This window comes from Vreelandella sp. F11 (assembly GCF_042466685.1).
Classification (GTDB): domain Bacteria; phylum Pseudomonadota; class Gammaproteobacteria; order Pseudomonadales; family Halomonadaceae; genus Vreelandella.
Genome location: NZ_CP170448.1, coordinates 605,267 through 630,779, shown reverse-complemented (window position 1 = coordinate 630,779; position 25,513 = coordinate 605,267). Strand labels below are relative to the sequence as shown.

The following is a 25,513-nucleotide window of genomic DNA, read 5'->3' as shown; positions in this document are numbered from 1 at the left end:
CTACTCGCTACAGCATTGCCTCCGCCCACTGGCGCACTTCAGGATAGGCGCGCTGCTCAAAGACCGCGAAGCCATTAAGACTGCGGGCTTTGAGTGGGGTGAAGATCGGCATGGTTAAACCGCACAGGAAGTGCGCCAGCCGCTGTGCATTAGGTGGCTGGCCAAACTGTTCGGTGTGGCGCTCAATCAGCGGCGTTGCGTAGCGTTGAAAATCAGCCGCCGTTAATTCGGGTTGTGGAGGTGCATCCGGTAGTTTTACCGGGTGGCCGTAACATACCGAGCAGTGGCCACAGCGGCCCTCCTCACTCTGAAGGGGGGCATTAAACGTGCTATCGCCAAAGTGCTCGGCCAGCCGCCGTGTTAGGCAGCTCTCCGACTCAAACAGCGCCAGCATGGCCTGAAGCCGCTCGATCTCAACACGTTCACGCTTTAGGCAGTCTTCATACAGCTGGCTCGCCAGCGTTTCAATAGCAAAACTGGCATAACACACCTCGTAAACATCGGTCATCCGCTTGCCTTCCAGGGTCAGCCAGCCTTTGTCCTGAAAGTACTCTAGGGCAGTGATCACTCGGGCACGGGAAGCGTCGATCTGCTGGGCCTGCCCCGCACTGTGCAAACGCTCAAAGTCCACCGTTCCCCAGGTACGGGCGATGGGAATGTTATCGACCAACAAACGCACAAAGGCCGCCCGCTCGCCTTGAAAGCGATCCACCAGGGCCTCTGGTTCGATGTGATAGCGCAGCCGATACTCGGCGAGAAACGCAAAGCGCGGGGCGATAATGCCCTGCATCTCCAGCCGCACCAGCAGCGTTTTCAGCGGCAGCGGGCGGATATTGGTATCTCGGGAAAGCGTGTTGAGCAGCACCTCCCACTGGCGATCCGGTGCATTGCCCGCCGCAGCGATCTCTCCCAGCAAGCGATAGATGCCTGCGTACTCGGGGGTATCACCGTAAACGAAGTTTTCCAACACCCGCAGGCCATCCCGCCCGGCCATGGTCAGGCAGGTGGAAGGCAGGCCGTCGCGACCCGCCCGTCCGATCTCCTGGCTGTAGTTCTCGATGGATTTGGGCAGGTCATAGTGCACCACGTTGCGAATATCGCCCTTATCGATGCCCATCCCAAAGGCGATAGTCGCCACAATGCAGGGCGACTCACCGCCCATAAACTGGCGCTGGATCTCATCCCGCCGTTGTGAATCTAACCCGGCGTGGTAGGCCTGGGCCGCAATGCCCTGGGCCACCAACCCTTTCGCCACTCGCTCGGCGGTTTGCTGCAAGGTGACATAGATAATCGTTGGTGCTGCGCGCCCCGGCTGCATCTGCGGCTTCAGCCACTCAATCAACTGCTGTTGGCGATCCTCCATGGCGGGCGCCACCAGCAGCTCAAGATTGGGGCGGTAAAAGCCGGTAGTGATAACGTTCTCGGGCGCGATAGCAAACTTCTCACCCATATCGGCAATCACCGTCGGCGTTGCCGTGGCGGTAAGCAGCAGCACCTGGGGAATAGCGAAGTCGCGCTGGTAGTCCGGCAACTTGAGGTAATCGGGGCGGAAATTATGCCCCCACTCGGAGAGGCAGTGGGCTTCATCGACTACCAGTAGCGATATCTGAACCTGGCGTAGAAAGTGGCGAAAACGTTCGTTCTTAAGCCGCTCCACCGAGATCATCAGGATTTTCAGCTCACCGCTTTTGGCGCGCTCCATGACATCGCGTGTCGTTTCGCGGTCTTGAGTGGAATCAATGCTGGCGGCAGCCACGCCATGGCGGATTAGAAAAGAGAGCTGATCCTGCATCAGCGCCAGCAGCGGCGACACCACCAGGGTGAGATGCGGCAGATGCAGCGCCGGGAGCTGGTAGCAAAGCGACTTCCCCGCACCAGTGGCAAAAATTGCCGCCGTGGAGTGGCCATCCAACACCCTGGTCACCACCGCCTGCTGGCCGCCACGAAAGTCGTCAAAACCGAATACGTCTTTCAGCGTTTGCTGGGCTGATGTAGGGGTCATAAGCTCTCCGTGTTAACGAAACTCAGGTTAAAACGCCTTCTCAAGCGCAAAGCGCGGCTGAGTGAGCCCCTCTTTAGTGACCGTCTCAACGAACATGTCGAGCGGGCGCACCCATAGGCCATATTCGCCGTAGAGGGCGCGATAGACCACTACATGCTCTTCGCTTTCGCTGTGCTGAGCAGTGCCGAGTACTTCGTAGAGGCTGCCTTTGTAGTGGCGGTAAATACCGGGAACGGGCGCGGTCATTCGGTTTCCTCTTGAGTGGCGTTTGCGGCGGCAGGCTGGTTGGCTCTCTTGGCCAGGCGTTCCAGCACTTTTGAGGCAGCCACAAAGCCAAAGGTGCCGGTCAGAAAAGTGGCGGCGCCAAAGCCAGAGGCGCAGTCCAGTCGCGTGGCGTCACCGCTGCCGGGCTTTTGCAGGCACACTTCGCCATCACCGCTGGGATAGATCAGTTGTTCATCGGAGTAGACGCACTCTACCGAGAAGCGCCGCTTGGGGTTACGGGAGAAGCCGTAGTCCCGGCGCAGCCGCGAGCGCACCTTGGATAACAGCGGGTCGTGCTCGGTGCGGGTGAGATCGGCAACCTGAATACGCGTCGGGTCGGTCTGCCCACCCGCCGCGCCGGTGACGGTAATGGGTATTTTGCGCCGCTTGCACCAGGCGATTAGCGCGGCCTTGGCAATGACGCTGTCGATAGCATCCACCACATGGTCGGCGTCATCAGGAATCCGCTCGCCCAAGTTGGTGGGCGTGACGAAAGCGCTGTCGGCGATGATCTCCATCTCTGGGGCAATCAAACGGCAGCGCGCAGCAAGCACTTCTACCTTGGGCTGACCAATAGTGCCATCCAGAGCGTGGAGCTGGCGATTGACGTTAGAAACGCAGACATCGTCTAAATCGATTAGCGTCAGTTTACCAATGCCCGAGCGCGCCAGCGCTTCCACTGTCCAGCTCCCCACTCCGCCCACACCGACCACCACCACATGGGCATGACGAAATGCATCGGCAGCACGCTGGCCGTAAAGGCGGCGAATACCGCCAAAACGAAACTCATAGTCACTTGATGTGTCGGCAGTGGCAGCAGATGACGAGGTCAATGACACAGTTGAGGACATAGCAGACTCACTTATAGCGCTTGGAGGGCTGAAGGCGTTTTCTGGGGCGGGGTACGCACGCTGTCCATCGGCAAATGTCCTGCCCAACCAAGCTGATTAAACAGCGCAATCATGGTCTCATCCAAAGCGCAGCTCAACTGCACGCGCTTGTCTAACAGCGGATGGTCAAAGGCCAAATAGGTCGCGGCCAGCAGTAAGCGCGGCGCCCCCATCTGCTCTGCAAAGAAGCGGTTATGAACACTTTTACCATGCTTTGCATCGCCAATAATCGGGTAACCACGCCGGGACAGGTGGCGGCGAATCTGGTGGCGCCGCCCGGTTAGCGGCCGCGCCTCCACCAATGAGTAACGCGCCACCGGGTAGCGGTCGACCTGCACCGGCAGCTCCACACTATCCAGGCGGCGAATATCGGTCATCGCTGGCATGGCGGGCATTTCCGCCTTAGGCCGCGTGCCATCCTCTTCCCGCAGCGGGTAATCCAATCGTTCACTCTCCGGCGCTTTACCGCGCACCACCGCCAGATAACGCTTTTCTACGTGACGCTCGCTAAAGGCTTCGCTGAGCAACCCGGCAACCGTTGAAGAGAGCGCAAACACGATCACTCCAGAAGTAGGTCGATCCAGCCGATGAACTGGGTATATCCGTTTACCAAGCTGGTCGCGCAAACGCTGAAGCAGAAACTCAGTTTCGCCACGGGCCAGCGGCGAGCGGTGTACTAGTAGCCCAGCTGGCTTGTGTACCGCAACCAGATGCTCATCCTGATAGAGGATATTGAGTGGCGTCATAACGCTCCCGGGTAAAAGCTAACAATCTAAACAGGGCGCTATTGTCGCGGCTTGGCCGTGAGATGTCATCCGCACAATACGCTATTCACCCCCAGCGTTTGCTAAGAAGGCATTTGGTCAGCAGGTAACGCGGGCGGAGCAGGAGAAAGCGGCAATTGCCCAGTGGGGATATGCTCCTTGATAAACGCCAAGAACGCCTGGGTGGCTCGCGGCAAAGTGCGTTTAGCCAGGGTTTGGACTTCGATAAAACGCGAGTCCATGCCCTGGTCGCGGATAGGAATAGCGACCACACGCTGTTGCTGAATTCGATAACGAACGGAAATCTCACCAGCAAGCGCCACTCCTCCCCCCAGCATGGCAAAGTTAATCAGTGCCTCGGTGTAATCGCTGCTAAAAATGGATTCAAACGCTAAATTTTGGCGGCTACAGCAGATATCAAACAGCTGACGCAGCGTTGTCTCTGGTGAAGGTAACGCCAATGGGTAACGCTGTAATTGCGCTAGCGAAATAGACTGCTTAGTGGCTAACTCATGGTGAGTAGCGACAAGCGCCATGATCGGTGCGGGCTGTCTAAGCGCAACATTGATATCGGCTTCTGGTTTGAGGCTGAAGGTTATGCCTATATCCGCTTCCCCCTCTCGCACATGACGCGTCGCTTCCGCAGGCGGCCCCACCGTCAAGTGAAAATGAATACCGCTATAGCGCTCGCGAAAGGCTGCGATTGCCGCAGGTAAAAAATCCACTGCGAAGCCTTCTGAACTGGCGAGACGCACCTTTCCCCGCTGTAAGCCACGCAGTGCCAGCATTTCACTGCCAATCCGGTCGGCTTCAAGCTGCATATGCCGCGCATGCACCGCCAACAGCTCCCCCGCGGCACTGGGCACCATGCCTCTCGCGCGTCGCTCAAACAGTAGCGTATCTAGTTCACTCTCCAGCCGTGCAATTTGTCGACTGATCGCCGAGGGGGCCACATTAAGCTTCCCCGAGGCTTCGCTTATGGAGCCACAGCGCACCACTTCTAAAAAATAGCGCAGCGCCGTTTCTTGCAGCACCCGTGGGTTCATCGTATCCCCCTCCACCATAAGGATTGCCAAAACGGCAATGATAAATTCTAAACATTGCACTGGTGGCATACCTAATCAATAGCTTAGTTTTAATTCAAGGCGGCTCATTGAACAGCACTCTCATTTAACAATAAAAGCGCCGCTGGTACGCCAAACGCTCATAACCTTCCTTTATTAAAAAAACGAGGTATGGCATGCAAACACCTAGAACTCTCTACAGCGTTACGTCACTTGCTTTACTCAGCATCGCGACACCCGCAATAGCTGATAAGGCCAACGATACCCTGGTTTATGCATCTGACAGCGAACCTGAAAACGTCAGCCCCTACCACAACAATCTGCGTGAAGGGGTTATTCTTGCCCATTTGGCCTGGGACACGTTGATCTATCGCAACCCGCAAACCAACGAGTACGAACCGCGCCTGGCAACCGAATGGGAGTGGGCCGATGATAAAAGCCTGGATCTTGTGCTGCGCGAAGGCGTGACCTTTCACAATGGCGAGACCTTCAATGCCGACGATGTAGCATTCACCTTCAACTATGCAGTCTCCCCCGAATCACGGGTGGTGACACGTCAAAATGTGGATTGGATCGAAAGCGTTGAAAAGCTTGATGATTATCAAGTCCGCATTCACCTAAAAGAGCCTTTCCCCGCCGCCCTTGAGTACCTTTCCGGCCCAATGCCGATTTATCCCGATGAGTATTTCCAGGAAGTCGGTATAGAGGGCTTTAGCCGTGAGCCAGTGGGCACCGGCCCTTACCGGATTACCAACGTCCGCCCTGGGGATGGCGTCAGCCTAACGCGCTTTGATAACTACTTTGCCGATAGCCCCATTGGTCAGCCGGAGATCGCCAATATCGAGTTCAAGGCGATTGCCGATGCGGACTCACGTATGGCGCAGTTAATGTCCGGTCAAGTGGATTGGATCTGGCGCGTACCGTCGGATCAAGCTGAGTCGTTAAGCGCTATGCCACAGCTAAGTGTGTTAGGCGGTGAAACCATGCGCGTAGGCTATATCGGCCTGGACTCAGCGAGCCGAGAAGAGTCGCCGTTACATGATATTCGCGTGCGCCAAGCCATTAACCACGCCATGAACCGGGAAGGCCTCGCTAATGATCTAGTACGCGGCGGCAGCCAGGCCCTCTACGCCCCCTGCTTTCCCACTCAGTTCGGCTGTGAAACACAAGACGTCATTGAGTATGAGTATGACCCTGAAAAAGCCCGTGAACTGCTCGCCGAAGCGGGTTACGCCGATGGCTTTGATATTGACCTTCACGCCTACCGGGAACGCGATTACGCCGAAGCGATGATTGGCGACCTGCGTGCAGTGGGCATTAATGCCAATCTGCGCTTTATGACCTCCCCCGCGCTACTGGAGCTTCAGCGCAACGGTCAAACCGATATGTCGTTTAAAGCTTGGGGCTCATTCTCTATTAACGATGTCTCGGCCTTCGTCAGCGTCTATTTCACAGGCGGTATTGACGATCTCTGGCAAGACAGCCAGGTGCAAGAGTGGCTTCAGACCGCCGATACTTCGGTAGATCCTGATGTGCGCTTAGAGCACTACCAAAAAGCGCTCGCCCGCATCTCCGAGCAAGCGTACTGGGCGCCGCTATTCTCCTACTCCACCTATTACGCTCACACCGCTGATCTCGATTTCACCGCCTACCCAGACGAACTTCCCCGTTTCTACGAAGCAAGCTGGAAGTAACGGCGTGACGTTTGAACTAGTGGCAGCCGTGGTTCTTCCCACGGCTCGCTTACCACAGCGCGGGAGTGATGCTTTATGTGGGCATTTGTTTTCAAGCGGACGCTGATAGCCCTTAGCGTCGCGTTCACCATTTCGGTGCTCTGCTTTAGTCTGCTGCAGCTCTCGGGGGACTTGGCGCTCTCCATTGGCGGCCCCGAAGCTACCGCAGAGCAGGTTGAGCAAATCAGAACGGATTATGGTCTGGATCGCCCGGTAATCGAGCAATTTACGACATGGCTATGGGGAGCGGTGCAGCTCGACTTTGGGCGCTCTTACTACTACCAGAGCGATGTGATGGATCTGGTGGTCGAGCGCTTACCGGTGACCATGACCCTGGGAGTGATGTCCTTGGCGATCGCCCTTTTCGTGTCTATTCCACTCGGTGTAGTGGCCGCGCTCAAACGTGGCAGCTGGATAGACCGCATGGCCATGGCGATTGCGGTCACCGGCCAGGCAATGCCCAACTTCTGGTTTGGCTTAACGCTGATCATCCTGTTTGCCGTCAAACTGCAGTGGTTTCCTGCCGCAGGTAGCGATAGCTGGCAAGGCTTTGTGCTGCCCGCCGTTGCGCTGGGCTACTACGCCACCCCCGCCATGATGCGACTAACCCGCAGCGGCATGCTGGAAGTGCTGGAAGCAGACTACATTCGCACCGCCCGCGCCAAGGGGCTGCGCACCGGCACGGTGATTTTCAAACACGCGCTACGTAATGCGGTGATTCCGGTGGTAGCGCTGGCCGCCGTGGAGCTGGGATTTATGCTCGGCGGTTCGGTGGTTATCGAGACCGTCTTTTCGCTGCGCGGACTAGGACAACTGGCCTGGAACGCTATTTCCCGCAACGACTATCCAGTGGTGCAGGCCATCGTTCTGATCATTGCGCTGTTTTATATCGTATTGACGCTGCTGGCCGACATTCTCAACGCCGTCCTCGACCCCCGCCTGCGCGCGCGCTAACGGAGAACACCATGGCAAATATCCTTTCATCACAGGTGGTCGCACAACAACCGTTGGCCGCTAACTGGCCGTCACGCCTGCTTCACAGCACGCTCAACAACCGCAGCTTGGCGATCGGATTATTGATCATTACGTCCTTGGGGATCGTTGCGCTCCTGGCACCTTGGCTGGCCCCTCATGATCCTTATTTACAGAACACCGCAAACCGCATGGTGCCCCCTTTTTGGCACGAAACGGGGAGTTGGACACACCCGTTAGGCACTGATCGCCTCGGCCGCGACTACCTCAGCCGACTGATTTATGGCACCCGCATTTCACTCTTTATCGGCATAGTGGTCGCGCTGATTTCAGGGTTGATTGGTACCACCTTGGGCGTGTTGGCGGGCTACTTTGGTGGCCGCGTTGATGCGGTCGTGAGTTATCTGCTCACCACCCGTCTGGCCATGCCGGTGGTGTTAGTGGCACTGGCCATGGCCTCGTTAATAGGCGGCTCAATGCTGACCGTCACCCTACTGCTCGGCCTACTGCTTTGGGATCGCTTCGCCGTCGTTGCCCGCTCAGCCACCCAGCAACTGCGTGACGCCGAGTACGTCCAAGCCGCCCAGGCATTGGGCTGCCCCCTGCACTACATTCTGCTGCGCGAAGTGCTGCCCAATATTGCCGGCGCCCTCATTGTGGTGGCCACCCTGGAAGTCGCCAACGCCATTTTGCTCGAAGCGACGCTGTCGTTTCTGGGCATGGGTGTGCAGCCACCCTCGCCCTCTTGGGGGCTGATGATCGCCGAAGGCAAAGCCTATATGTTCTTTCAGCCCTGGGTCATTACGATTCCCGGCAGCGCCCTGTTTGTGCTGGTGCTGGCAATTAACCTGCTAGGTGATGGGCTGCGCGACCTAAGCGCGCCAGGAGGCCGCAATGAGTAATCAATCATCCGTTGAGCGTTCAACAGCGCCAGCCCCACCGCTACTCAGCGTAAAACAGCTAAGTGTCGACTTACCGGTAGCCAAAGGCACGCTTCACGCCGTGCGGGGCATCGATTTTCACGTTGAGCGCGGCGAAATGCTCTGCCTGGTAGGCGAGTCTGGGTGTGGTAAATCCATGACCTCGTTGGCATTAATGGGCCTGCTGCCACATAAGGCGCAGGTGAATGCCGAGTGCCTCAACTTTGACGGCGTTGATCTGCTCACGGTGTCTGAGCACGAACGCAGCAACCTGCGCGGTGCGCGCATGGCGATGATTTTCCAAGAGCCGATGACGGCTCTCAATCCCGCCTACACCCTGGGCAATCAACTCTGCGAAGCGTTGCGCCGTCATCAGCGGGTATCGCGTAAAGCGGCCCACGACCGTGCGCTCTATTTACTCAAGCGGGTGGGTATCAGCGCCGCCGAAGAGCGTATGCACCAATACCCTCACCAACTTTCGGGCGGGCTGCGACAGCGGGTGATGATCGCCATGGCGCTGATGTGTGAACCCGACCTGATCATCGCCGATGAGCCTACCACGGCACTCGACGTCACCATTCAAGCACAAATTCTGCACCTGCTACGCGACTTGCAGCAGGAGTTTGGTACCGCGGTTATCTTCATCACTCACGACCTGGGTGTTGTGGCGCGCATCGCCGATCGGGTCGCTGTAATGTATGCCGGTGAAGTGATTGAAACCGCCTCTGCCCAGGCGCTTTTTCACACTCCCAGCCACCCCTATACCCAAGGGTTACTGCGCTGTATACCGACACCCGGTAAAACGTTGCCGGGCAGCCGCCTGCAGGCCATTCCGGGGGTGGTACCCAGCTTGGTAGACAAGGTCGAGGGCTGCGCCTTCTGTAATCGCTGCGACCAAGCGGATGAGCGTTGTCACTCCACTCCACCCTTACAAACCGTCGCCGACGGACACCTATCGCGCTGCCACTTTGCCCATCAGTTAGCCAACCCGGCAGCGATAAACGCTCAGGAGGTAACGCTATGAGCAGTGCCGCAAACCATCTTGACCCGCTTGCCCTGGAGCTCTGCGCGCTGTCCAAAACATTCAAACTGGGCGGCGGCATGCTGCATAAAAGCCAAACCTTAAAAGCCGTCAACGATGTATCGCTGCGCGTTCCCCGCGGTCAGGTGATGGGGCTGGTGGGCGAATCAGGCTGCGGTAAAAGCACCCTGGCCAAAATGCTGCTTGGGCTGACGCCCCCTAGCGCAGGCGATGTGCTGATCAATGGCAAAGCGATTGTTAACGCTAACCAAAAGGCACTGGCCCGGCGTATACAGCCGATTTTCCAGGATCCTTACTCGTCACTTAACCCCCGCCAGCGGATTGCCCAGATCGTTGGTCTGCCGCTGCGCATCCATGCCATTGGCACCCTCAGGGAGCAGGCAGTAAAGGTCGAGGAGATGCTCGATATGGTCGGGCTGCCCAAACGCGCGGCCCAGCAATACCCAGGGCAAATGTCCGGCGGGCAGCGCCAGCGGGTGGCGATTGCCAGAGCGCTGATTATGCGCCCTGACCTGGTGATTTGTGACGAACCCACTTCCGCACTGGACGTGTCGGTTCAGGCCCAGATTCTCAATCTCCTGCTCGACCTTAAAGATGAATTTGGCCTTACCTACCTGTTTATTAGTCACGACCTTGCCGTGGTGGAACATTTGGCGGATCGGCTGGCGGTGATGTACCTGGGGCAAATTGTTGAAGAGGGCACCCGGGAACAAATCTTCACTGCGCCCCGCCACCCTTACACCCAAGCGCTGCTGGCCTCTGCGCTTACCCCAGAACCTGGCTTAGGTGTTCCTGATATCGGCCTTGGTGCAGGCCAGCCCGACCCCACTCAGCCACCTTCAGGCTGCGCCTTTCATCCCCGATGCCCAATGGCTCAGCCAGAGTGTGCCCAGCAGGCGCCCGCCCTGAGTGCAATTGCTCAGAGCAGTGCGCCAGATACATCTCAAGGTACTTCTCAAGATACTTATCAAGGCATTTATCAAGATCACTCGGCACGTGTCGCCTGCCATTGTGCCTAAAGACGGCTAACGAATCCCTAACGTTAAAAAGGAGTACTTATGTCGCGTCAACACGCCCTGGAAAATGCCAAAGCCTACTTTGATAGCGGTGAGTTTTATCACCAGCTTGCCCCACGTATTGCCATCCGCAGTGAAAGCCAGGAATCGAATAGGCAGGAGGAACTGCATGGCTACCTGACTGAACAGATTATTCCGGACATTGAGCAGCTCGGTTTCACATGGGAGATTGTCGATAACCCAGTGGAAGGTTTTGGGCCCTTTCTAATCGCACAAAGAGTTGAGCCAGAGGCCGCCTTCAGCGTATTAACCTACGGCCATGGCGATGTGATACGCGGCTATGACGACCAGTGGGCCGAAGGGATGTCACCTTGGAAAATCACCCAGCGGGGGGATCGCTGGTACGGGCGCGGCACCGCCGATAACAAAGGCCAGCACACGATTAATCTGGCCGCCCTGGGCTGTGTGCTAAAAGCCAACGACGGGCGTCTGGGCTATAACGTGAAGCTGGTGCTGGAGATGGGTGAAGAGACCGGTTCACCGGGGCTAAAAGAGGTCTGCCACCGTTATCGAGAGCAGTTAGCGGCCGATGTGTTTATTGGTTCGGATGGCCCCCGTTTGAACGCTGACGCCCCCACCCTGTTTTTAGGCTCACGGGGCTCCTTCAATTTTGACCTTAAGCTGCAGGCCCGTGAAGGCGCACACCACTCGGGTAACTGGGGCGGCGTGCTCAAAAACCCTGCCGTGCGGTTAACCAATGCGATTGCCACCTTGGTAGACGCCAATGGGGTGATCCAGATTGAAGGGTTACGCCCAGCGCCAATCCCCGACGCCGTGCGCCAAGCGCTTGCCTTGCTCGAGGTGGGCGTCGGTGACAATGCCCCCGCCATCAATACCGACTGGGGGGAGCCAGGGCTATCCCCCGCAGAGCGCTTGTTTGGCTGGAACACGCTAGAAGTGCTCGCCATGAAGGCAGGCAACCCGGACGCCCCGGCCAATGCGATTCCACCCCACGCCTACGCCCACTGCCAGCTGCGTTATGTGGTGGGCAGCGACCAGGATAACTTTCTAGCCCATTTACGCCATCATCTGGATCAACACGGCTATCACGATATTGAAGTGAGCGCGGCGCGCATGTCACAGATGAATGCAACTCGGCTTGATCCTGAAGACCCCTGGGTGAGCTGGGCGTTAACCTCGATGCAGCTATCGACCCATAAAACGCCCACGCTACTGCCTAACCTGGGCGGCTCGTTACCCAACGATGTATTTGCCGAGACGCTGGGCTTACCCACACTATGGGTTCCCCACTCCTACCCCTCCTGTTCGCAACACGCCCCCGATGAACACCTGTTGGGAAGCATTGCCTCAGAAGCGCTTATATTAATGGCAGGTCTATTCTGGGATTTGAGTGCCCAAGGTGCAGAGATTCATAAGGAGCGAGCGTCATGCAAGAGCCACTAATACAACAAGCGTGTGATTGGCTGGAGGGGCAGCAGCAGGCAATGGTTGACTGCTTAGCGGCCCTGGTCAATATCGACTCCAATAGCTACGACAAAGCCGGTAACGATGAGGTGGCTGACCTGATTACCCAGTGGCTTGAGCAGGATGGCATCACGGTGATACGCCATCAACGCCCAGACTCAGGCGATATTTTAGAGGTTCAACTGGGTGAGGCTGGCCAAGGTCATGCACTACTTATGGGCCACCGGGATACGGTTTTTCCTACCGGCACCGTGGCAAGCCGAGGCTATACGCAAAAAGAGAACCTTGGCTTTGGCCCTGGCGTTGCCGATATGAAAAGCGGCCTGGTGATGAACTGCTTTGTGCTACGCGCGTTAAGCCGCCTGCCCCACTGCCCGCTGCCCGTTCGCGCCCTATTTACCGCCGATGAGGAGATTGGCTCGCCAGATGGTCGGGCGTTCATCGAAGCCACCGCCCAGGGGGCACGTGCCGTATTGAACGTCGAGCCTGGGCGCGTCAGCGGCAATGTGGTCACTGGCCGAAAAGGGGGCGCTGGTTTTTTAATCAACGTCACCGGCAAAGCCGCCCACTCCGGCGTTAGCCATGCTGATGGCGCCAGCGCCATCGAAGCGCTCGCCCATAAAATCATCAAACTGCATGCGTTGACCGATTACGAGGCAGGCATTACCACCAATGTGGGCACCATCACCGGCGGGGTATCACGCAACACCGTCGCGCCTTCTGCGTCTGCACAGCTGGATACCCGCTTTGTCACCACCGCCCAGCGTGACCAGCTTTATCAAGCCATTGAGGCGATAATCGCCGAACCTGATATTCCCGGCACGCTAGCCACCATCGAGCAGACATCGGAGTTCTACCCTCTCGAAGAGCGTATGAGCAGCGAACTGTTTGCTCTTTACCAATCTCAGGCTAAAAACGTTGGTTTTGCTGTTGATGGTGAATTCACCGGCGGCTGTTCCGATGCGGGCTGGACGGCCAGCTTGGGCATTCCCACGCTGTGTGGCCTCGGCCCGGTGGGGGCGAAGATGCATACTGATGAGGAGTACTGCTTACTCGATACGCTGGTGCCACGGACGCAAGCACTGACGGCTACTTTACTGAATTTACACCATATCTCAGCAGATCTTCGCTAGGCGGGTGGCAAAGTAACGGCTTGCCAGCTACCTTGAATAAGCAACGCTACCACAGCGTTTCCATGGATTTGGAAGGAGATCAACATGCGCTATACGACACCACTTACCGCTCTTGCCGCTTCGCTACTGCTTGTCAGTGCAGCAGCACAAGCCAATGAAACGCTTGATGTTGAGATGCATAAGGTCAGCGCCGAAGGGGTTGAAGAGTCGATTGGCACCGTATCGCTTAAACATACGGATCACGGTTTATTGCTAACGCCTTCGCTGAAGGATCTTGAGTCCGGCGTTTACGGTTTTCACGTTCACCAAAACGCCAGCTGTGATCCTGCCGAGAATGATAGTGGCGAAATGACGGCTGCACTTTCAGCAGGTGGCCACTATGACCCCGAAGAGACCGGCACCCACCAGGGCCCCTATGGCGAAGGTCATTTGGGCGACCTTCCTGTACTAACCGTTAATGAAGAGGGCGAGGCCAATCTTCCTGTCTTGGCGCCACGCTTGAGCATGGAAGATATGCCGGGTCGCAGCCTCATGATTCATGAAGGTGGCGACACCTACACAGATGAGCCCCACCTGGGCGGCGGCGGCACACGGATGGCCTGCGGCGTCGTTGAATCTTAATGAGTGAGACTTAAAAAAAGTTCATTGGTAAAAACGGGGTCGCAACGTCAGACGCCGCTGATAAGAGAAAACGGGCAGCCCTGGCTGTCCGTTTTTGTTTTCGGCCCACTAAAGTCTAACTGTGATTTTATAGCACTTATCTGTAAATTCAGCCCTGCTAAAGAAGTGCCTGCTTGTGTGCTCATTAGCATGCTAGCCCATCCCCTTACTGCTCTAGGTACCTTAGATGATCACCTTTATTGTATCGATCCTGCTGCTAATAGCGGGCTACTTTACCTATGGGAAGTTCGTTGAACGCGTGTTTGTGACTAACCGTAAACGCCAGACGCCCGCCTTCAGCATGCGCGATAACATCGACTATGTGCCGATGAACACGACGCGCAACTCGCTTATCCAGTTATTAAACATTGCCGGCGTTGGCCCTATTTTTGGCCCGATCCTCGGCGCGCTGTATGGCCCTGTGGCCTTTGTGTGGATTGTAATTGGCTGCATCTTTGCTGGCGCCGTGCATGATTACCTGACCGGCATGATCTCGATCCGGAACCACGGCGCCCATTTACCGCAGCTGGCCGGCAAGTTCCTGGGTAAAGCGATGAAGCACGTCGTCAATGGCTTCGCGATTCTGCTGCTTCTGCTGGTGGGTACGGTCTTTGTGACCTCCCCCGCAGCGCTGCTGGCCAATATGACCTCGCTGTCGCTGACGCTGATCGTTGTCGCCATCTTTATTTACTACCTGATCGCCACGCTGCTGCCGATTGATAAGGTGATCGGCCGTATCTACCCCTACTTTGGTGCTCTGCTGCTGTTCAGCGCTGCAGGTATCGGTATTGGTCTGGTTGTCACCGGCGCTCCGATTCCCGAGCTCTCGTTCCAGAACATGCACCCCGACGCCGCGCCGATCTTCCCGCTGCTGTTTTTAACCATCTCCTGTGGCGCACTTTCCGGCTTCCATGCCACTCAAACCCCCATTATTTCGCGCACCACGCAAAACGAAACCAACGGGCGCAAAATCTTCTACGGCATGATGATCACCGAAGGTATTATCGCGATGATCTGGGCGGCTGCCGCCATGAGCCTGTTCTACGGCGACCAGTCACTCTCTGATGTATTGGCTGCTGGTGGCCCTGCCGCGGTGGTCAGCGAAGTGTCGACCACCATGCTCGGCGCGATCGGTGGCACCCTGGCGGTACTCGGCGTTATCGTGCTGCCGATCACCTCGGGCGATACCGCTTTTCGTAGCGCACGGATGATCATTGCCGACTACATCAAGATCGATCAAAAGCCGATTGTGAAGCGTGTCATGGTTGCCCTGCCGCTGTTTGTGGTCTCCTACGCCTTAACGCATATGGACTTCACGCTGCTGTGGCGCTACTTCTCCTGGGCGAACCAAACCACCGCCGTGATTGCGCTGTGGGTAGGTACCATGTACCTGGTGCTGTCGCGCAAGCCTCACTGGATTACCTCGATCCCGGCCACCTTTATGACCATGGCCACGTTCACCTACTTAGCCTATGCGCCGATCGGTTTTGGTCTGCCACTCCAGCTAAGCTATGTGGTGGCGGCACTGGGCACACTGATCTGCATTGCACTGTTTATGAAGCGTGTACGCCGCCTAAGCCGGGCGACCTTTGCCGTTGATGAGCCGGTACCGAGCCAGTTTGGAGACAACGGTGAGGCGATTGCAGCTAAATAATTAAACGCTCCATAACGTTACCGCCACTATCGTCACAGGACGCTATTCACACAAGAGCCACGTCATAAAAAAAGGGCACACATCAGCCACATAATCGTGCTTGATGCGTGCCCTCGATTTTTCTCCAATCTTTTATCCTACCTTTACTCTCCTACTCCTCATGTGTGTATTGCTTCCATGCTGCTGCGGTATAGATTAATTCAGGCAAGTAACTACTACAGCGGTATCGACCAGAAGTAGGTCTCGCCGGAACTATCATCGACACCATCGTTGTCGCTGACCAGCCAAGCATGGCCCTGCTCATTGATGGCCATCCCTTCGATCTTGTCCACTACAAAACCATTGTAGCTGGCCAGATCGGGAATCAGATCACGCACGAGGTGTTTCTCAGCCACCGGTAGCTCACCGCCTAGTGGCGCTGGCACCAGGCCGTCCAAAGCGACCCGGGTCACTTGCTTAATTTGAGCATCTGCGCCGATGTGGTTGTCGCGCTCGATCAGATAGAGGTTGCCTTGGTACGCGGTAATCTCAGACAGGCCGACCCACCCTTCATCGACACGCTCCAGCGGGTAGTGGACAGCGCCCCACTCGCCGCTGTCGAGATCGTAGCGCAACAGTTTCGCCAACCCTTTAGGGTCATTCTGCCAAGGTCGCTGTACCGCCAACCAGAGCTGACGATCGATCCGGGTAACGCCCTCCAATCCCCACTTGAGGGCCTGCTGGGCAAGCACCTCGGGTAGCGCAATACCCTGATCAATCTCACCGTCAGCACCAACATGATAGAGGGTGTTGGCAAGCCCTTTGTCATTGCCTTCGGAAGCGATCCAGAAGCCCCCCTCGCCATCGGTGGTAATACCTTCCATATCAAGCCCCAGCGCAGGCTCACCATCACGGGTCACATCCAACGCAGCGGTAATCCGCGCGGGCGATGTGGAAGGATCAATGGTAAAAATCCGCGGCTGAGCGCTGTAGAAGCTGTCGTTGACCGCATAGAGCACGCCATCAGCGGCGACCATGCCAGAGAGCGCCCCCCAGCCGATCAGCTCGTCGCTGCCCGCCGAGGTGAGCGTGGGGTAGACCGCTGGCGAGTCTTGATACTGGTAGATCATGACATGGGAGCGCGGGCCGCCCTCTTCACCCAGATCCGTCTCGTTGGCGGTAGCCAGCAGGCCGCGGCTAGGAATCGCCACCGCGCCTTCCGGGGAAAGCCCCGAGGGAAGTAGCTGGGTGAGCTGCGGCTCGGCAGGATTGCTAACGTCGTAAACACCCACCAGCGAACCCCGCTCAGAGAGCAAGAATACATAGGGTGTGCCATCGAACACCGCAAACTCCATCCCTTCCGGCTCGCTGCCCTTGGCATCCGAGCGCTTATCGGGGTAGTGGCCAACCTCAATCACGGCGTGCTCGAAATCCGCCCCAGACTCATACACTAAGCGGCCGCTTTTATGGAAGATACTCCAGCCTCGGGAGCCGCCATCCATATCGCCCTCATTGGCAATGGCAAAGTGGTCGCTATCAATCCACTGCAGCGCATCCGGCTCACGCAAGCGCTGAGCCTGCTGCTCATTAAAGATCAGCGCACCATCATCGCTGGCATCAATCCCGTCCAGATCCACCGACCCGGCGCTGAAGTGCGACACCACTTTGCCAGTATGGTCGATCACCGTCAGGTGGTTATTCTCTTGCAGGGTGACCGCAATCTCACCTAAGGCATTAATATCAACAAACTCCGGCTCAGGATCCTCGGGGGCGATCTCGGCAAGCCCGGTCACATCGGCATAGAGTAGGCTGTTACAGTTAACCTCCCCTGCATCGTTGATCTCCACCAGGGCAACAGACCCGCCGGGCATCTGCGGCACTCGACCGTCGCCAGCGTCCTCATCGCGTTCGTTCTCAATAGCGACGGCAACGAAACGCCCCTCGGGCGCTGATGCGGCGGCCACACTGTCGGGCTGACCATTCAAGGGGCAGGAGGCCAGTATTTCACCGCTATCGATATCGATGGTGAGCAGTTGCCCGGAAGGCTCGCTGTAAGAGACCGAGGTATTCACCCCGGCATAGACAATATTGCCGAGCACCGTCACTGCGGTGGGCTCGCCACCGACATCAATATTGCCCAGCGGCTGCGGATTAGCAGGGTCGCTAATATCGATGCGCCCGATCACGCCCAGCGGGCTGTCCGAGTAAACCAGCGTCATACCATCGCCTGAGGCAGCGATAATTTCCGCCGAGGTTTCCCGGCTACGATCTTCGCCTTCCGTCATGTTACTGGGGATAGCGAAGCTGGCAATGCGGTTGAAGTGCTTATCCGCCGCGCTGACCGAATGTGAAGCAGCCAGCGTAATAGCGAGCGCCAACAGTGAGGGTGTACGTGTCAATGTCATGATGAGGGTTGAGTCCTTGCCTAAGCCGAAGAAACATCTGGTTAAGTTATTAAACGTGCAGCATCAACTGGACTATCAAACAGCATGACCGTGTCAGGCTTATGACATTCGAACTCAGGTCTTCACAGAAAGAGGGGGTAGAGCTGGGAAGCCGAAAGCGCTTTGAGGATTGGAATGTCTGAGAATAAAAAAAGCCAGTCAGTGAGTACTGACTGGCTTCTTACTATCTAGTGTGGGTGGCTAGCTTTTATTAAGCGAGCAACAGCAAGTGACTTACTCGTCGCCTGCCATCTGCATTTGGCGCTGCATATAGTTCTGGATGCCCACCTTGTCGATCAAACCAAGTTCCGTCTCGATGTGGTCGATATGATCTTCTTCGTCGGCGAGCAGGTCACGCAGCATATCGCGGGTAACGTAGTCTTTAACGCTCTCGCAATAGGTGATCGCTTCGATGTAGTCGTTGCGGCCATCGTGCTCGATTTTTAGATCGCTTTCGAGCATCTCTTTGACGTTTTCACCGATGTGCAGCTTGCCCAGATCCTGCAGATTAGGGATGCCTTCAAGGAACAGGATGCGCTCGATGATCTTGTCAGCGTGCTGCATCTCTTCGATGGACTCATCGTATTCCCATTTGGCGAGGGCTTTAAGACCCCAATCTTTATACATTTTGGCGTGCAAAAAGTACTGATTGATCGCAACCAGTTCGTTGCCGAGCGCCTTATTAAGATGCTCAATAACTTTCGTATCACCTTTCATAACGTCACCTTTTCTACTGTAATGCTGATGTTTAATCTAGTTTAGACAATACGATCAAGCAGTTACGTTTGGAGAAGAGTATAGACGCACATAGCTATACCCCCAGCGTTTCTGAGAGTATAGATAAGATGATTAAAAGTTCAAGTAAATCAGTTATTTGCTAAAGATAACCCTAACAATAGTGATTCGCGTCACACGGCGTAAGCGAGCCCCATATTGGCTTCCTGACGCGCTTCCTGAACGGCATCGCGGGTAATCGTTTTAGCGTAGCACGCGCACTTACCACACTGCGTTGCGCAGCCGGTTGCCTCGCGTACTTCTCGCCAGCTGCGCGCTCCGTCGCTAACGTGCTGGCGAATCTGATGGTCGGTTACTCCCTTGCACACGCAAACGTACATGGCGACACCTCATGGAAATCATGAGATGAATGTAAATGATTCGCATACATCTTATCAAGTAGAAATTACTGCTTTTTGCTAGCCATTCGTCTTAGAAAATATAGGGAGCGCGATAAGATATTGTCGAAGCGACGCTTTTTCCAAAAAAATGGCCGATGCCCGATGCAATTATTTTTTCGGCAAAACCACCGTTTGCGTGTTGGAAGCAATATCCGGCCAGCTACGCCGCTGTTGATCAAACAGCACCCATAAGTAGCCCAAACCAAATGCCAGTAGTGAGAGCCACGCCACCGCGCAGCGGATTAGACACTGCTTCAGATTCAGCGAACGGCCTTCTGCCGTTTGCACCCTCAGCCGCCACGCCTGCATACCCAAGGTCATCCCCCCGCGCGACCAGGAAAAAACAAAAAACAGCGTGACAAAAAACACCAGCATAAGGCGCAGGCTCCAAATATCACTGGCCGTGGTGCCAATCTCTTCGGGCTGCTGACCCAGCACATAGCGGAAAAACAGCATATGAACGACCGTCACCGCGATCCAAATCGCGGTGACCAAAAAGCCATCGTACAGCATGGCGCCTAAACGGCGACCTAGGCCCGCTGGCCATACGCTGTCCAACTGAGTAAAGCGTCGTGTTTCCCTCATTCTTGCTCAGCTCCTGGCTGGTTTTTAGCGGTTTTTAAGCGATAAGTAGCAGCGCTGCCGATGCGGCATTAACCGTTGCGACGTAGAAAGTAGATCCCGACCCCCGCGCACGCCAGTGTCGGCACCAGCACCGCCCAGACGGGCGAGAAGCCAAAAATCGTCGAGGCGGGTGCTAGCAGATCTTGAACGTACTTAAAGCTCAGCCCGGTGACAACGCCATAAAACACCCGGGTGCCTGCTGCCACCGTGCGCAGCGGGCCAAACACGAAAGAAGCGGCAATCAATACCAGTGAACCCATAGTGAGCGGCATCAGCATCTTCTGCCAAAAATAGAGCAGCGCCTGGTCATTCTGCAGGTTTTGCGCTTCAAGGAACTGGGCATAGGCCCACAGTTCGCTGGGTGCCTGACTCTCGATATCGCGCAGCAGCCGCTCTAACTGGGTGGGGGTAAAGGACGTTTCCCAGCCCATGCTTGCCGTCTGTTCGGACTCGGTGTGGTCGGCATAAATACGTGTGGTCGCCACATTCTCCAGCCGCCAGGCATCGCCTTCCCAACGTGCTCGCTGGGCGTAGGTGGCTTCGACAAGCTGGCGGTCATCAAAGCGATAGCGGGTTAAATCGAGCACCACATCATCGGCACGAATCGCCCCGAAACGGTAGACGCTGTCACCCTCGATCTGCCAGCCGCTGCGACTGGTCAGCATAGCGCCTTCGCCCTGAAGCTTTTCCAATCGCCACGCCTCGGCATACTGCTCGGTGCGCGGGCTGACATACTCAGCGACCAGCAGTACCACAACAACGACCACCAGCACTGGCTTCATCACGCCCCACACTATGCGTGCCAGGGAGCGGCCAGCGCCGCGCATAACGGTGAGCTCATTGCTAGAGGCCATGCTGCCCAAGCCAATGAGTGCACCGATCAACACCGCCACCGGTGCGTACTGATAGAAACGCCAAGGCGTGCGCATTAGCAGATAAAGGAGCGCATCAAAGGCGGTATAGCCCGCCTGAACATCGCCTAAATCATCGATATAGGCGATGGTAATATCCAGCCCCAGCAGCACACACTGAACGACGACAATGGCCGCCAGTACGTTGCGGGCAATGTAACGATCAAGACGATCAAGCACCATCAGCGCATCCCCTTACGTTGCGAGCGCCACAGCATTAGCAGGCCCAATCCTAAGAACAGTCCGTGTACCGGCCACACACCCAACGTAGTCGGCCAGGTACCGCTGCCAATGGCATCGACCACTGCCAGCAGCAGGCTGAGATAGGCGACGTATAAAAAGACGGCGGGGAGCAATTTGCCAAAGCGCCCCTGGCGTGGATTAACCCGGGAGAGCGGCTGCGCCATCAAGGCCAGCACAAACACCATTAATGGCAGACCCGCACGCCACTGCCATTGAGCCTGGGCACGGGGGTTGGGGTCGCTCCATAGTGCAGGAGTGGTGGCATACTCCAAGGAGTCGAGTTCCTGCCGATCGCGATTCAGCCCCAGTCGCAACGTATAGCGCTCAAAGGTAAGGCGTTCGGCGTTCTGTTGGCCTGGCGTCACCCCATAACGTTCGCCATCATCCAGCACCAGAAAACGGCTGCCGGTTTCGAGCCGGGTTTCTTGATAACCCGATGCCGCGCGGGTCACATAGTCGTGGGTACCTTCGTCGCCGGGCTGGTTCTGTTCGTGTACCAGCACGTCCTGCATTTCCCTGCCATCGCTGGAGAAGCTGCCTATATAGGCGGTACGGCCACCGCCGAACTCTTGAAAGCGCCCTGGGGCCAGTACCGAAACATCCAGACGACTGCGCTGCTCTTCCAGCGCAGTTTCGGTTTGCAGCGCCCCCAAAGGCGTCAACCACAGGCTGCAGATGCCTACCAGCACGGCCACCACGCTGGCGGGCAGCAGGGTCACTTTCAGCAGCCGGGTGGGGCTCATCCCGCAAGCAACCATTACGGTGATCTCACTGTTCATATAGAGCTGCCCGTAAGCGAGCAGGATGCCCAGAAAAAACGACAGCGGTAGGATCAGTTCCATAAAGCCAGGCAGGTGAAACATCATCAGGCTGCCCAACATGGTGACAGGGATATCGCCTTCCGCTGCGTCCGAAAAATAGCGGATAAAGCGGCTCCCCATGATCACCAGCAGCAGAATGCCAGCAACCGCTGACATGGTGAGTAACACTTCGCGAGTTAGATACCGAAATAAAATCAACGCGCTCTCCGGCTAGACGTGCAGGATGCCATGCAATAAGCGGATGGCTTGGGTACACTAATCAAACTGTTCACAGTCCCTTTTCAAAATCAAAAGCAACGGGGCATTATCCCGAATCCCTCGATGCTTGTCTTGTTGGAGCCGTCATGGAATTTTCCGTTCAGACCGCAAACCCAGCCAAAGCTGAAACACCTTGTCTGCTGGTGCCGGTTTTTAAAGGGGGCGACCTACTGCCCACTGTCGCCAAACTGGACGACGCCAGTGAACGCCTAATCGGTCAGTTGCTGGAACGCGGCGACTTTGACGCCGCGCTGGGCAACGTGCAAATGGTACCCTTTGCACCGGGCCTGGGCGCCGAACGTATCTTACTGGTGGGCTTGGGTGAGCGCGAAAAATGTCAGGAAGCGGCCTTCATCAAGGCGCTGGATGCGGCCATGACCGCGTTGGTGAAACTGCCGATCGACGAAGCCAGCGTGGTGTTTGGTGATATCCCATTGGCCGATCGCGACGCGGCCTGGAAAGCGCGCAAGGTGATGGAAGCCGTTGAGCGAGCTATTTATCGCTTCGATCAGTTCAAATCGTCACCTGCGCCAGCGCCCAGCCTTACCAAGCTGACATTAATTATCAGCGATGCTGACGCGGTTCCGCAGGTCAAGCAAGGCGCATTAGTGGGCAACGCCATTGGTCAGGGAGTTAACTACACCCGCACCCTGGGTAACCTGCCCGCCAATATCTGCACCCCCCGCTACTTAGCCGAGCAGGCGCAGCAGTTGGGGCGCGACTCAGCAGGCGCGTTAGAGGTTGATATTCTTGATGAAGAAGCACTGGAAGCCCTGGGCGCAGGCTCGCTACTATCCGTAGGCCGCGGCAGCAACGAGCCGACACGCCTGATCGTAATGAAGTACCAGGGCGCCGAAAACGCCGACGAAGCGCCCCATGTGCTGGTCGGCAAAGGCATTACCTTCGATACCGGCGGTATTTCGCTCAAGCCCGGCGAAGGCATGGACGAAATGAAGTTCGACATGTGCGGCGCGGCCAGCGTCTTCGGCACCGTTAAAGCCTTACTGGCGATCAAACCCAAACTCAACCTGGTATTTATCGTCGCCGCGGCGGAAAACATGCCCGACGGCCACGCCACCAAGCCCGGCGATATCATCAAAACCCTGAAAGGCCTCACCGTCGAAGTGCTGAATACCGACGCAGAGGGCCGCCTGGTGCTGTGTGATGCGTTGACCTACGCCGAGCGCTTTACCCCAGCCAGCGTCGTCGATATTGCCACCCTCACCGGCGCAGTCATTGTCGGCCTGGGCCACCACGCCACCGGCCTGCTCTCTAACGACGATGACCTAGCGCTTGATCTATTAGACGCAGGTGAAGGGGCTTGGGATCGCGCTTGGCACCTGCCGCTATGGGATGAGTACCAGGAGCAGTTGGAATCCAACTTTGCCGATCTGGCCAATATTGGCGGCCGCCCGGCAGGTACTATCACCGCCGCCTGTTTCTTATCCCGCTTTGCCGACCACTTCCCCTGGGCGCACCTGGATATCGCCGGCACCGCCTGGCACTCCGGCAAGCAAAAAGGCGCTACCGGACGCCCCGTTGGGCTGTTAACCCAGTATCTGCTTGACCGTGAAGCAGACGCCCAAGTAGAAAATAGCGACGTCTAACAACACAATCAGGCAATCAACGGTTGCCTTTATTTGACGCAACCGTTACACCTAAACACATTAGCGTGTGCCTTATCTCAAGGCACACGCTACGCCCACTTTAACGCTTACATTACGACGCCTATATTTGCCCTTCAGGGCTTGGATCAAGTAGAGAGAACATGCCGTGCCCACTAACTTTGAGATTTTGCCATCCAACCAGCCGATAGCCGATGAGATCCGTGACAGCATTCTCAAAAACCCCGGCTTTGGCAAACACTTTACCGATCACATGGCCCATGTGCGCTGGACCGTAGACGCCGACTGGCACGGCCATCAGGTGCGTCCCTACGGCCCGCTAACCCTCGACCCGGCTGCTTCTGTGCTGCATTACGGCCAGGAGATTTTTGAGGGCATCAAAGCTTATCGTCACGCCGACGGTTCAATCTGGACGTTCCGCCCGGAGAAAAACGCCGAGCGCTTCCGCCGCAGTGCCCGTCGTTTGGCACTGCCTGAGCTATCCGACGAAGACTTTATCGGCTCGCTAAAAGCGCTGCTAGCACAAGACCAAGCCTGGGTGCCGACACCCACCAGCGCTTCTGATGAGTGCAGCCTCTATCTGCGCCCGTTTATGATCGCTTCAGAAGCCTTCTTGGGCGTTCGCCCCGCCCACGAAGTCGACTACTACGTGATCGCTTCCCCCGCGGCGGCGTACTTTAAAGGCGGCATTGCCCCGGTATCGATCTGGCTCTCGTCTAACTACAAGCGTGCGGCCCCCGGCGGCACCGGCTTTGCCAAGTGTGGCGGCAACTACGCCGCTTCATTGGCCGCGCAGAAAGAGGCCGAAGCCCACCAGTGTGGTCAGGTCGCGTTCCTGGATGCCGCTGAAAACAAGTGGGTGGAAGAGCTGGGCGGCATGAACCTGTTCTTCGTCTTCAAAGATGGCCGCTTGGTCACCCCGCGCCTGACCGACACTATTCTGGAAGGTGTGACCCGCAACTCGGTACTCACCCTGGCCAAAGATGAAGGCCTAACGCCTGAAGAGCGCCCGATCAGCATTGACGAGTGGCGTGAAGGTGCGGCCTCCGGCGAGATCACCGAGGTGTTTGCCTGCGGTACCGCCGCAGTGATCACCCCGGTGGGCGAACTGGTTTCCGAAAATGAGCGTATCAAGCTAGCCGCCAGTGGCAACAATGAGATCGCCATGCGCATTCGTACCAAGCTGCTCGACCTGCAGTACGGCCGCAGCGAAGATAAGTACGGCTGGCTCACCCAGCTGGTTTAAGCGGTTTTAAAACCAACGCTTATCTTTTCAGCACCGCCGCACTCATGCGGCGGTGCTGTTTGTAATCGACGTATCTGCAATCGTTTTACCTGGAACCGTTATGGCGCGCATTGATTTCTACATTCTGCCCGATACCACCCTGGAAGCGCGCTTGCAGTTTGCCTGCAAACTGGCCGAGACCATCTGGCGTAAAGGCTACCGCCTGCATCTGCACTGCGAAGACAGAGTCCTGGCCGAGCAAGCTGACGACGCGCTATGGAATTTCCGCCCGGACGCCTATTTACCCCACGCCCTGGAAGATAGCGAAATGGCCGCCAGCGTACCCATCACACTAGGCTGGCAGCAGTTACCGGTGCCCACGGAAGAGACCGCCCTACTCAACCTGCACCCCGATATTCCCGACGGCGTAGAAAACTACGCGCGAATTGCCGAGATCATTAACCAGCACCAACAAATGCTGGTCGCCAAACGCGCCTGCTGGCAGCGCTATAAAGAAATGGGCCATGAGGTTGTGCCGCATAAATTGGGGTAAGCGCAATGCATCCAATGCGGAGGGGCTTAGCCGGACGCTTAAATGTACACCTCTCT

General features: G+C 56.7%; 23 protein-coding genes. 12 read left to right on the top strand and 11 right to left on the bottom strand.

From position 1 onward, the window contains the following. Nucleotides 1-7 precede the first annotated feature (7 nt). The 5 genes from ACFIOZ_RS02900 to ACFIOZ_RS02880 all read right to left on the bottom strand — a co-directional run bounded on the left by ACFIOZ_RS02900 (nt 8) and on the right by ACFIOZ_RS02880 (nt 4,966). Nucleotides 8-2,002: a RecQ family ATP-dependent DNA helicase gene (locus ACFIOZ_RS02900; RefSeq protein WP_386082141.1), complete on the bottom strand. Its 1,995-nt coding sequence runs from the start codon at nt 2,000-2,002 to the stop codon at nt 8-10. A gap of 27 nt (nt 2,003-2,029) precedes the next feature. Next, nucleotides 2,030-2,248, bottom strand: a complete 219-nt coding sequence (locus ACFIOZ_RS02895; RefSeq protein ID WP_386082140.1) for a DUF1653 domain-containing protein — start codon at nt 2,246-2,248, stop codon at nt 2,030-2,032. Beyond that, nucleotides 2,245-3,117: a tRNA cyclic N6-threonylcarbamoyladenosine(37) synthase TcdA gene (gene tcdA / locus ACFIOZ_RS02890; RefSeq protein ID WP_386082139.1), complete on the bottom strand. Its 873-nt coding sequence runs from the start codon at nt 3,115-3,117 to the stop codon at nt 2,245-2,247. Before tcdA ends, ACFIOZ_RS02895 begins: the two co-directional genes overlap by 4 nt. An 11-nt stretch (nt 3,118-3,128) precedes the next feature. Further along, nucleotides 3,129-3,902 carry a pseudouridine synthase gene (locus ACFIOZ_RS02885; RefSeq protein ID WP_386082137.1) on the bottom strand — a complete coding sequence of 258 codons (774 nt, stop codon included), beginning with the start codon at nt 3,900-3,902 and terminating at the stop codon, nt 3,129-3,131. Between the two features lie 101 nt (nt 3,903-4,003). Beyond that, a complete protein-coding gene (locus tag ACFIOZ_RS02880; protein ID WP_386082135.1) occupies nt 4,004-4,966 on the bottom strand; it encodes a LysR family transcriptional regulator in 963 nt (320 codons plus the stop codon). A gap of 194 nt (nt 4,967-5,160) precedes the next feature. Here ACFIOZ_RS02880 and ACFIOZ_RS02875 point away from each other — a divergent pair, with 194 nt between their 5' ends. The 9 genes from ACFIOZ_RS02875 to ACFIOZ_RS02835 all read left to right on the top strand — a co-directional run bounded on the left by ACFIOZ_RS02875 (nt 5,161) and on the right by ACFIOZ_RS02835 (nt 15,599). Further along, nucleotides 5,161-6,678 carry an ABC transporter substrate-binding protein gene (locus ACFIOZ_RS02875; protein WP_386082134.1) on the top strand — a complete coding sequence of 506 codons (1,518 nt, stop codon included), beginning with the start codon at nt 5,161-5,163 and terminating at the stop codon, nt 6,676-6,678. A gap of 75 nt (nt 6,679-6,753) precedes the next feature. Next, nucleotides 6,754-7,671 (top strand): ABC transporter permease, encoded by a 918-nt coding sequence (locus tag ACFIOZ_RS02870; RefSeq protein WP_386082132.1) that lies wholly within the window; start codon nt 6,754-6,756, stop codon nt 7,669-7,671. Nucleotides 7,672-7,682: 11 nt separating this feature from the next. Then, complete coding sequence (locus ACFIOZ_RS02865; RefSeq protein ID WP_386082130.1) at nt 7,683-8,591, top strand: ABC transporter permease; 909 nt, start codon at nt 7,683-7,685, stop codon at nt 8,589-8,591. Beyond that, nucleotides 8,584-9,633 (top strand): ABC transporter ATP-binding protein, encoded by a 1,050-nt coding sequence (locus ACFIOZ_RS02860; RefSeq protein WP_386082129.1) that lies wholly within the window; start codon nt 8,584-8,586, stop codon nt 9,631-9,633. Before ACFIOZ_RS02865 ends, ACFIOZ_RS02860 begins: the two co-directional genes overlap by 8 nt. After that, on the top strand, nt 9,630-10,670 hold the full coding sequence (locus tag ACFIOZ_RS02855; protein WP_386082127.1) for an ABC transporter ATP-binding protein: 1,041 nt from the start codon (nt 9,630-9,632) through the stop codon (nt 10,668-10,670). The genes ACFIOZ_RS02860 and ACFIOZ_RS02855 overlap by 4 nt, the downstream gene beginning before the upstream one ends. Nucleotides 10,671-10,709: 39 nt before the next feature. Beyond that, a complete protein-coding gene (locus ACFIOZ_RS02850) occupies nt 10,710-12,131 on the top strand; it encodes a M20 family metallopeptidase (RefSeq protein ID WP_386082126.1) in 1,422 nt (473 codons plus the stop codon). Continuing rightward, nucleotides 12,116-13,285: a M20 family metallopeptidase gene (locus ACFIOZ_RS02845; protein ID WP_386082125.1), complete on the top strand. Its 1,170-nt coding sequence runs from the start codon at nt 12,116-12,118 to the stop codon at nt 13,283-13,285. The genes ACFIOZ_RS02850 and ACFIOZ_RS02845 overlap by 16 nt, the downstream gene beginning before the upstream one ends. A gap of 84 nt (nt 13,286-13,369) precedes the next feature. Continuing rightward, nucleotides 13,370-13,906 (top strand): superoxide dismutase [Cu-Zn] SodC, encoded by a 537-nt coding sequence (gene sodC, locus ACFIOZ_RS02840; protein WP_386082123.1) that lies wholly within the window; start codon nt 13,370-13,372, stop codon nt 13,904-13,906. A 226-nt stretch (nt 13,907-14,132) separates the two neighbouring features. Next, on the top strand, nt 14,133-15,599 hold the full coding sequence (locus ACFIOZ_RS02835; RefSeq protein WP_386082122.1) for a carbon starvation protein A: 1,467 nt from the start codon (nt 14,133-14,135) through the stop codon (nt 15,597-15,599). A 215-nt stretch (nt 15,600-15,814) separates the two neighbouring features. On the opposite strand, the gene ACFIOZ_RS02830 is transcribed toward ACFIOZ_RS02835, so the two are convergent. From ACFIOZ_RS02830 to lptF, 6 genes are all read right to left on the bottom strand, one after another. Then, nucleotides 15,815-17,983 carry an esterase-like activity of phytase family protein gene (locus tag ACFIOZ_RS02830; protein WP_386082120.1) on the bottom strand — a complete coding sequence of 723 codons (2,169 nt, stop codon included), beginning with the start codon at nt 17,981-17,983 and terminating at the stop codon, nt 15,815-15,817. A 273-nt stretch (nt 17,984-18,256) separates the two neighbouring features. Further along, entirely contained in the window at nt 18,257-18,739 is a 483-nt protein-coding gene (gene bfr, locus ACFIOZ_RS02825) for a bacterioferritin (RefSeq protein WP_009288515.1), read from the bottom strand. 191 nt (nt 18,740-18,930) lie between these two features. Next, nucleotides 18,931-19,137, bottom strand: a complete 207-nt coding sequence (locus tag ACFIOZ_RS02820; RefSeq protein ID WP_386082118.1) for a (2Fe-2S)-binding protein — start codon at nt 19,135-19,137, stop codon at nt 18,931-18,933. 168 nt (nt 19,138-19,305) lie between these two features. Continuing rightward, the gene (locus ACFIOZ_RS02815) at nt 19,306-19,782 is read right to left on the bottom strand and encodes an RDD family protein (RefSeq protein WP_386082116.1); all 477 of its coding nucleotides are present in this window, start codon (nt 19,780-19,782) and stop codon (nt 19,306-19,308) included. A gap of 68 nt (nt 19,783-19,850) precedes the next feature. Then, complete coding sequence (gene lptG, locus ACFIOZ_RS02810) at nt 19,851-20,915, bottom strand: LPS export ABC transporter permease LptG (RefSeq protein WP_386082115.1); 1,065 nt, start codon at nt 20,913-20,915, stop codon at nt 19,851-19,853. Beyond that, on the bottom strand, nt 20,915-21,994 hold the full coding sequence (gene lptF, locus ACFIOZ_RS02805) for an LPS export ABC transporter permease LptF (protein ID WP_386082113.1): 1,080 nt from the start codon (nt 21,992-21,994) through the stop codon (nt 20,915-20,917). The genes lptG and lptF overlap by 1 nt, the downstream gene beginning before the upstream one ends. Nucleotides 21,995-22,140: 146 nt before the next feature. Here lptF and ACFIOZ_RS02800 point away from each other — a divergent pair, with 146 nt between their 5' ends. The 3 genes from ACFIOZ_RS02800 to ACFIOZ_RS02790 all read left to right on the top strand — a co-directional run bounded on the left by ACFIOZ_RS02800 (nt 22,141) and on the right by ACFIOZ_RS02790 (nt 25,457). Beyond that, nucleotides 22,141-23,661, top strand: a complete 1,521-nt coding sequence (locus ACFIOZ_RS02800; protein ID WP_386082111.1) for a leucyl aminopeptidase — start codon at nt 22,141-22,143, stop codon at nt 23,659-23,661. 166 nt (nt 23,662-23,827) lie between these two features. Beyond that, nucleotides 23,828-24,925, top strand: coding sequence for a branched-chain amino acid aminotransferase (locus ACFIOZ_RS02795; protein ID WP_386082109.1), 1,098 nt, complete (start codon nt 23,828-23,830; stop codon nt 24,923-24,925). Between the two features lie 100 nt (nt 24,926-25,025). Further along, nucleotides 25,026-25,457, top strand: coding sequence for a DNA polymerase III subunit chi (locus tag ACFIOZ_RS02790; protein ID WP_386082108.1), 432 nt, complete (start codon nt 25,026-25,028; stop codon nt 25,455-25,457). Nucleotides 25,458-25,513 lie beyond the last annotated feature (56 nt).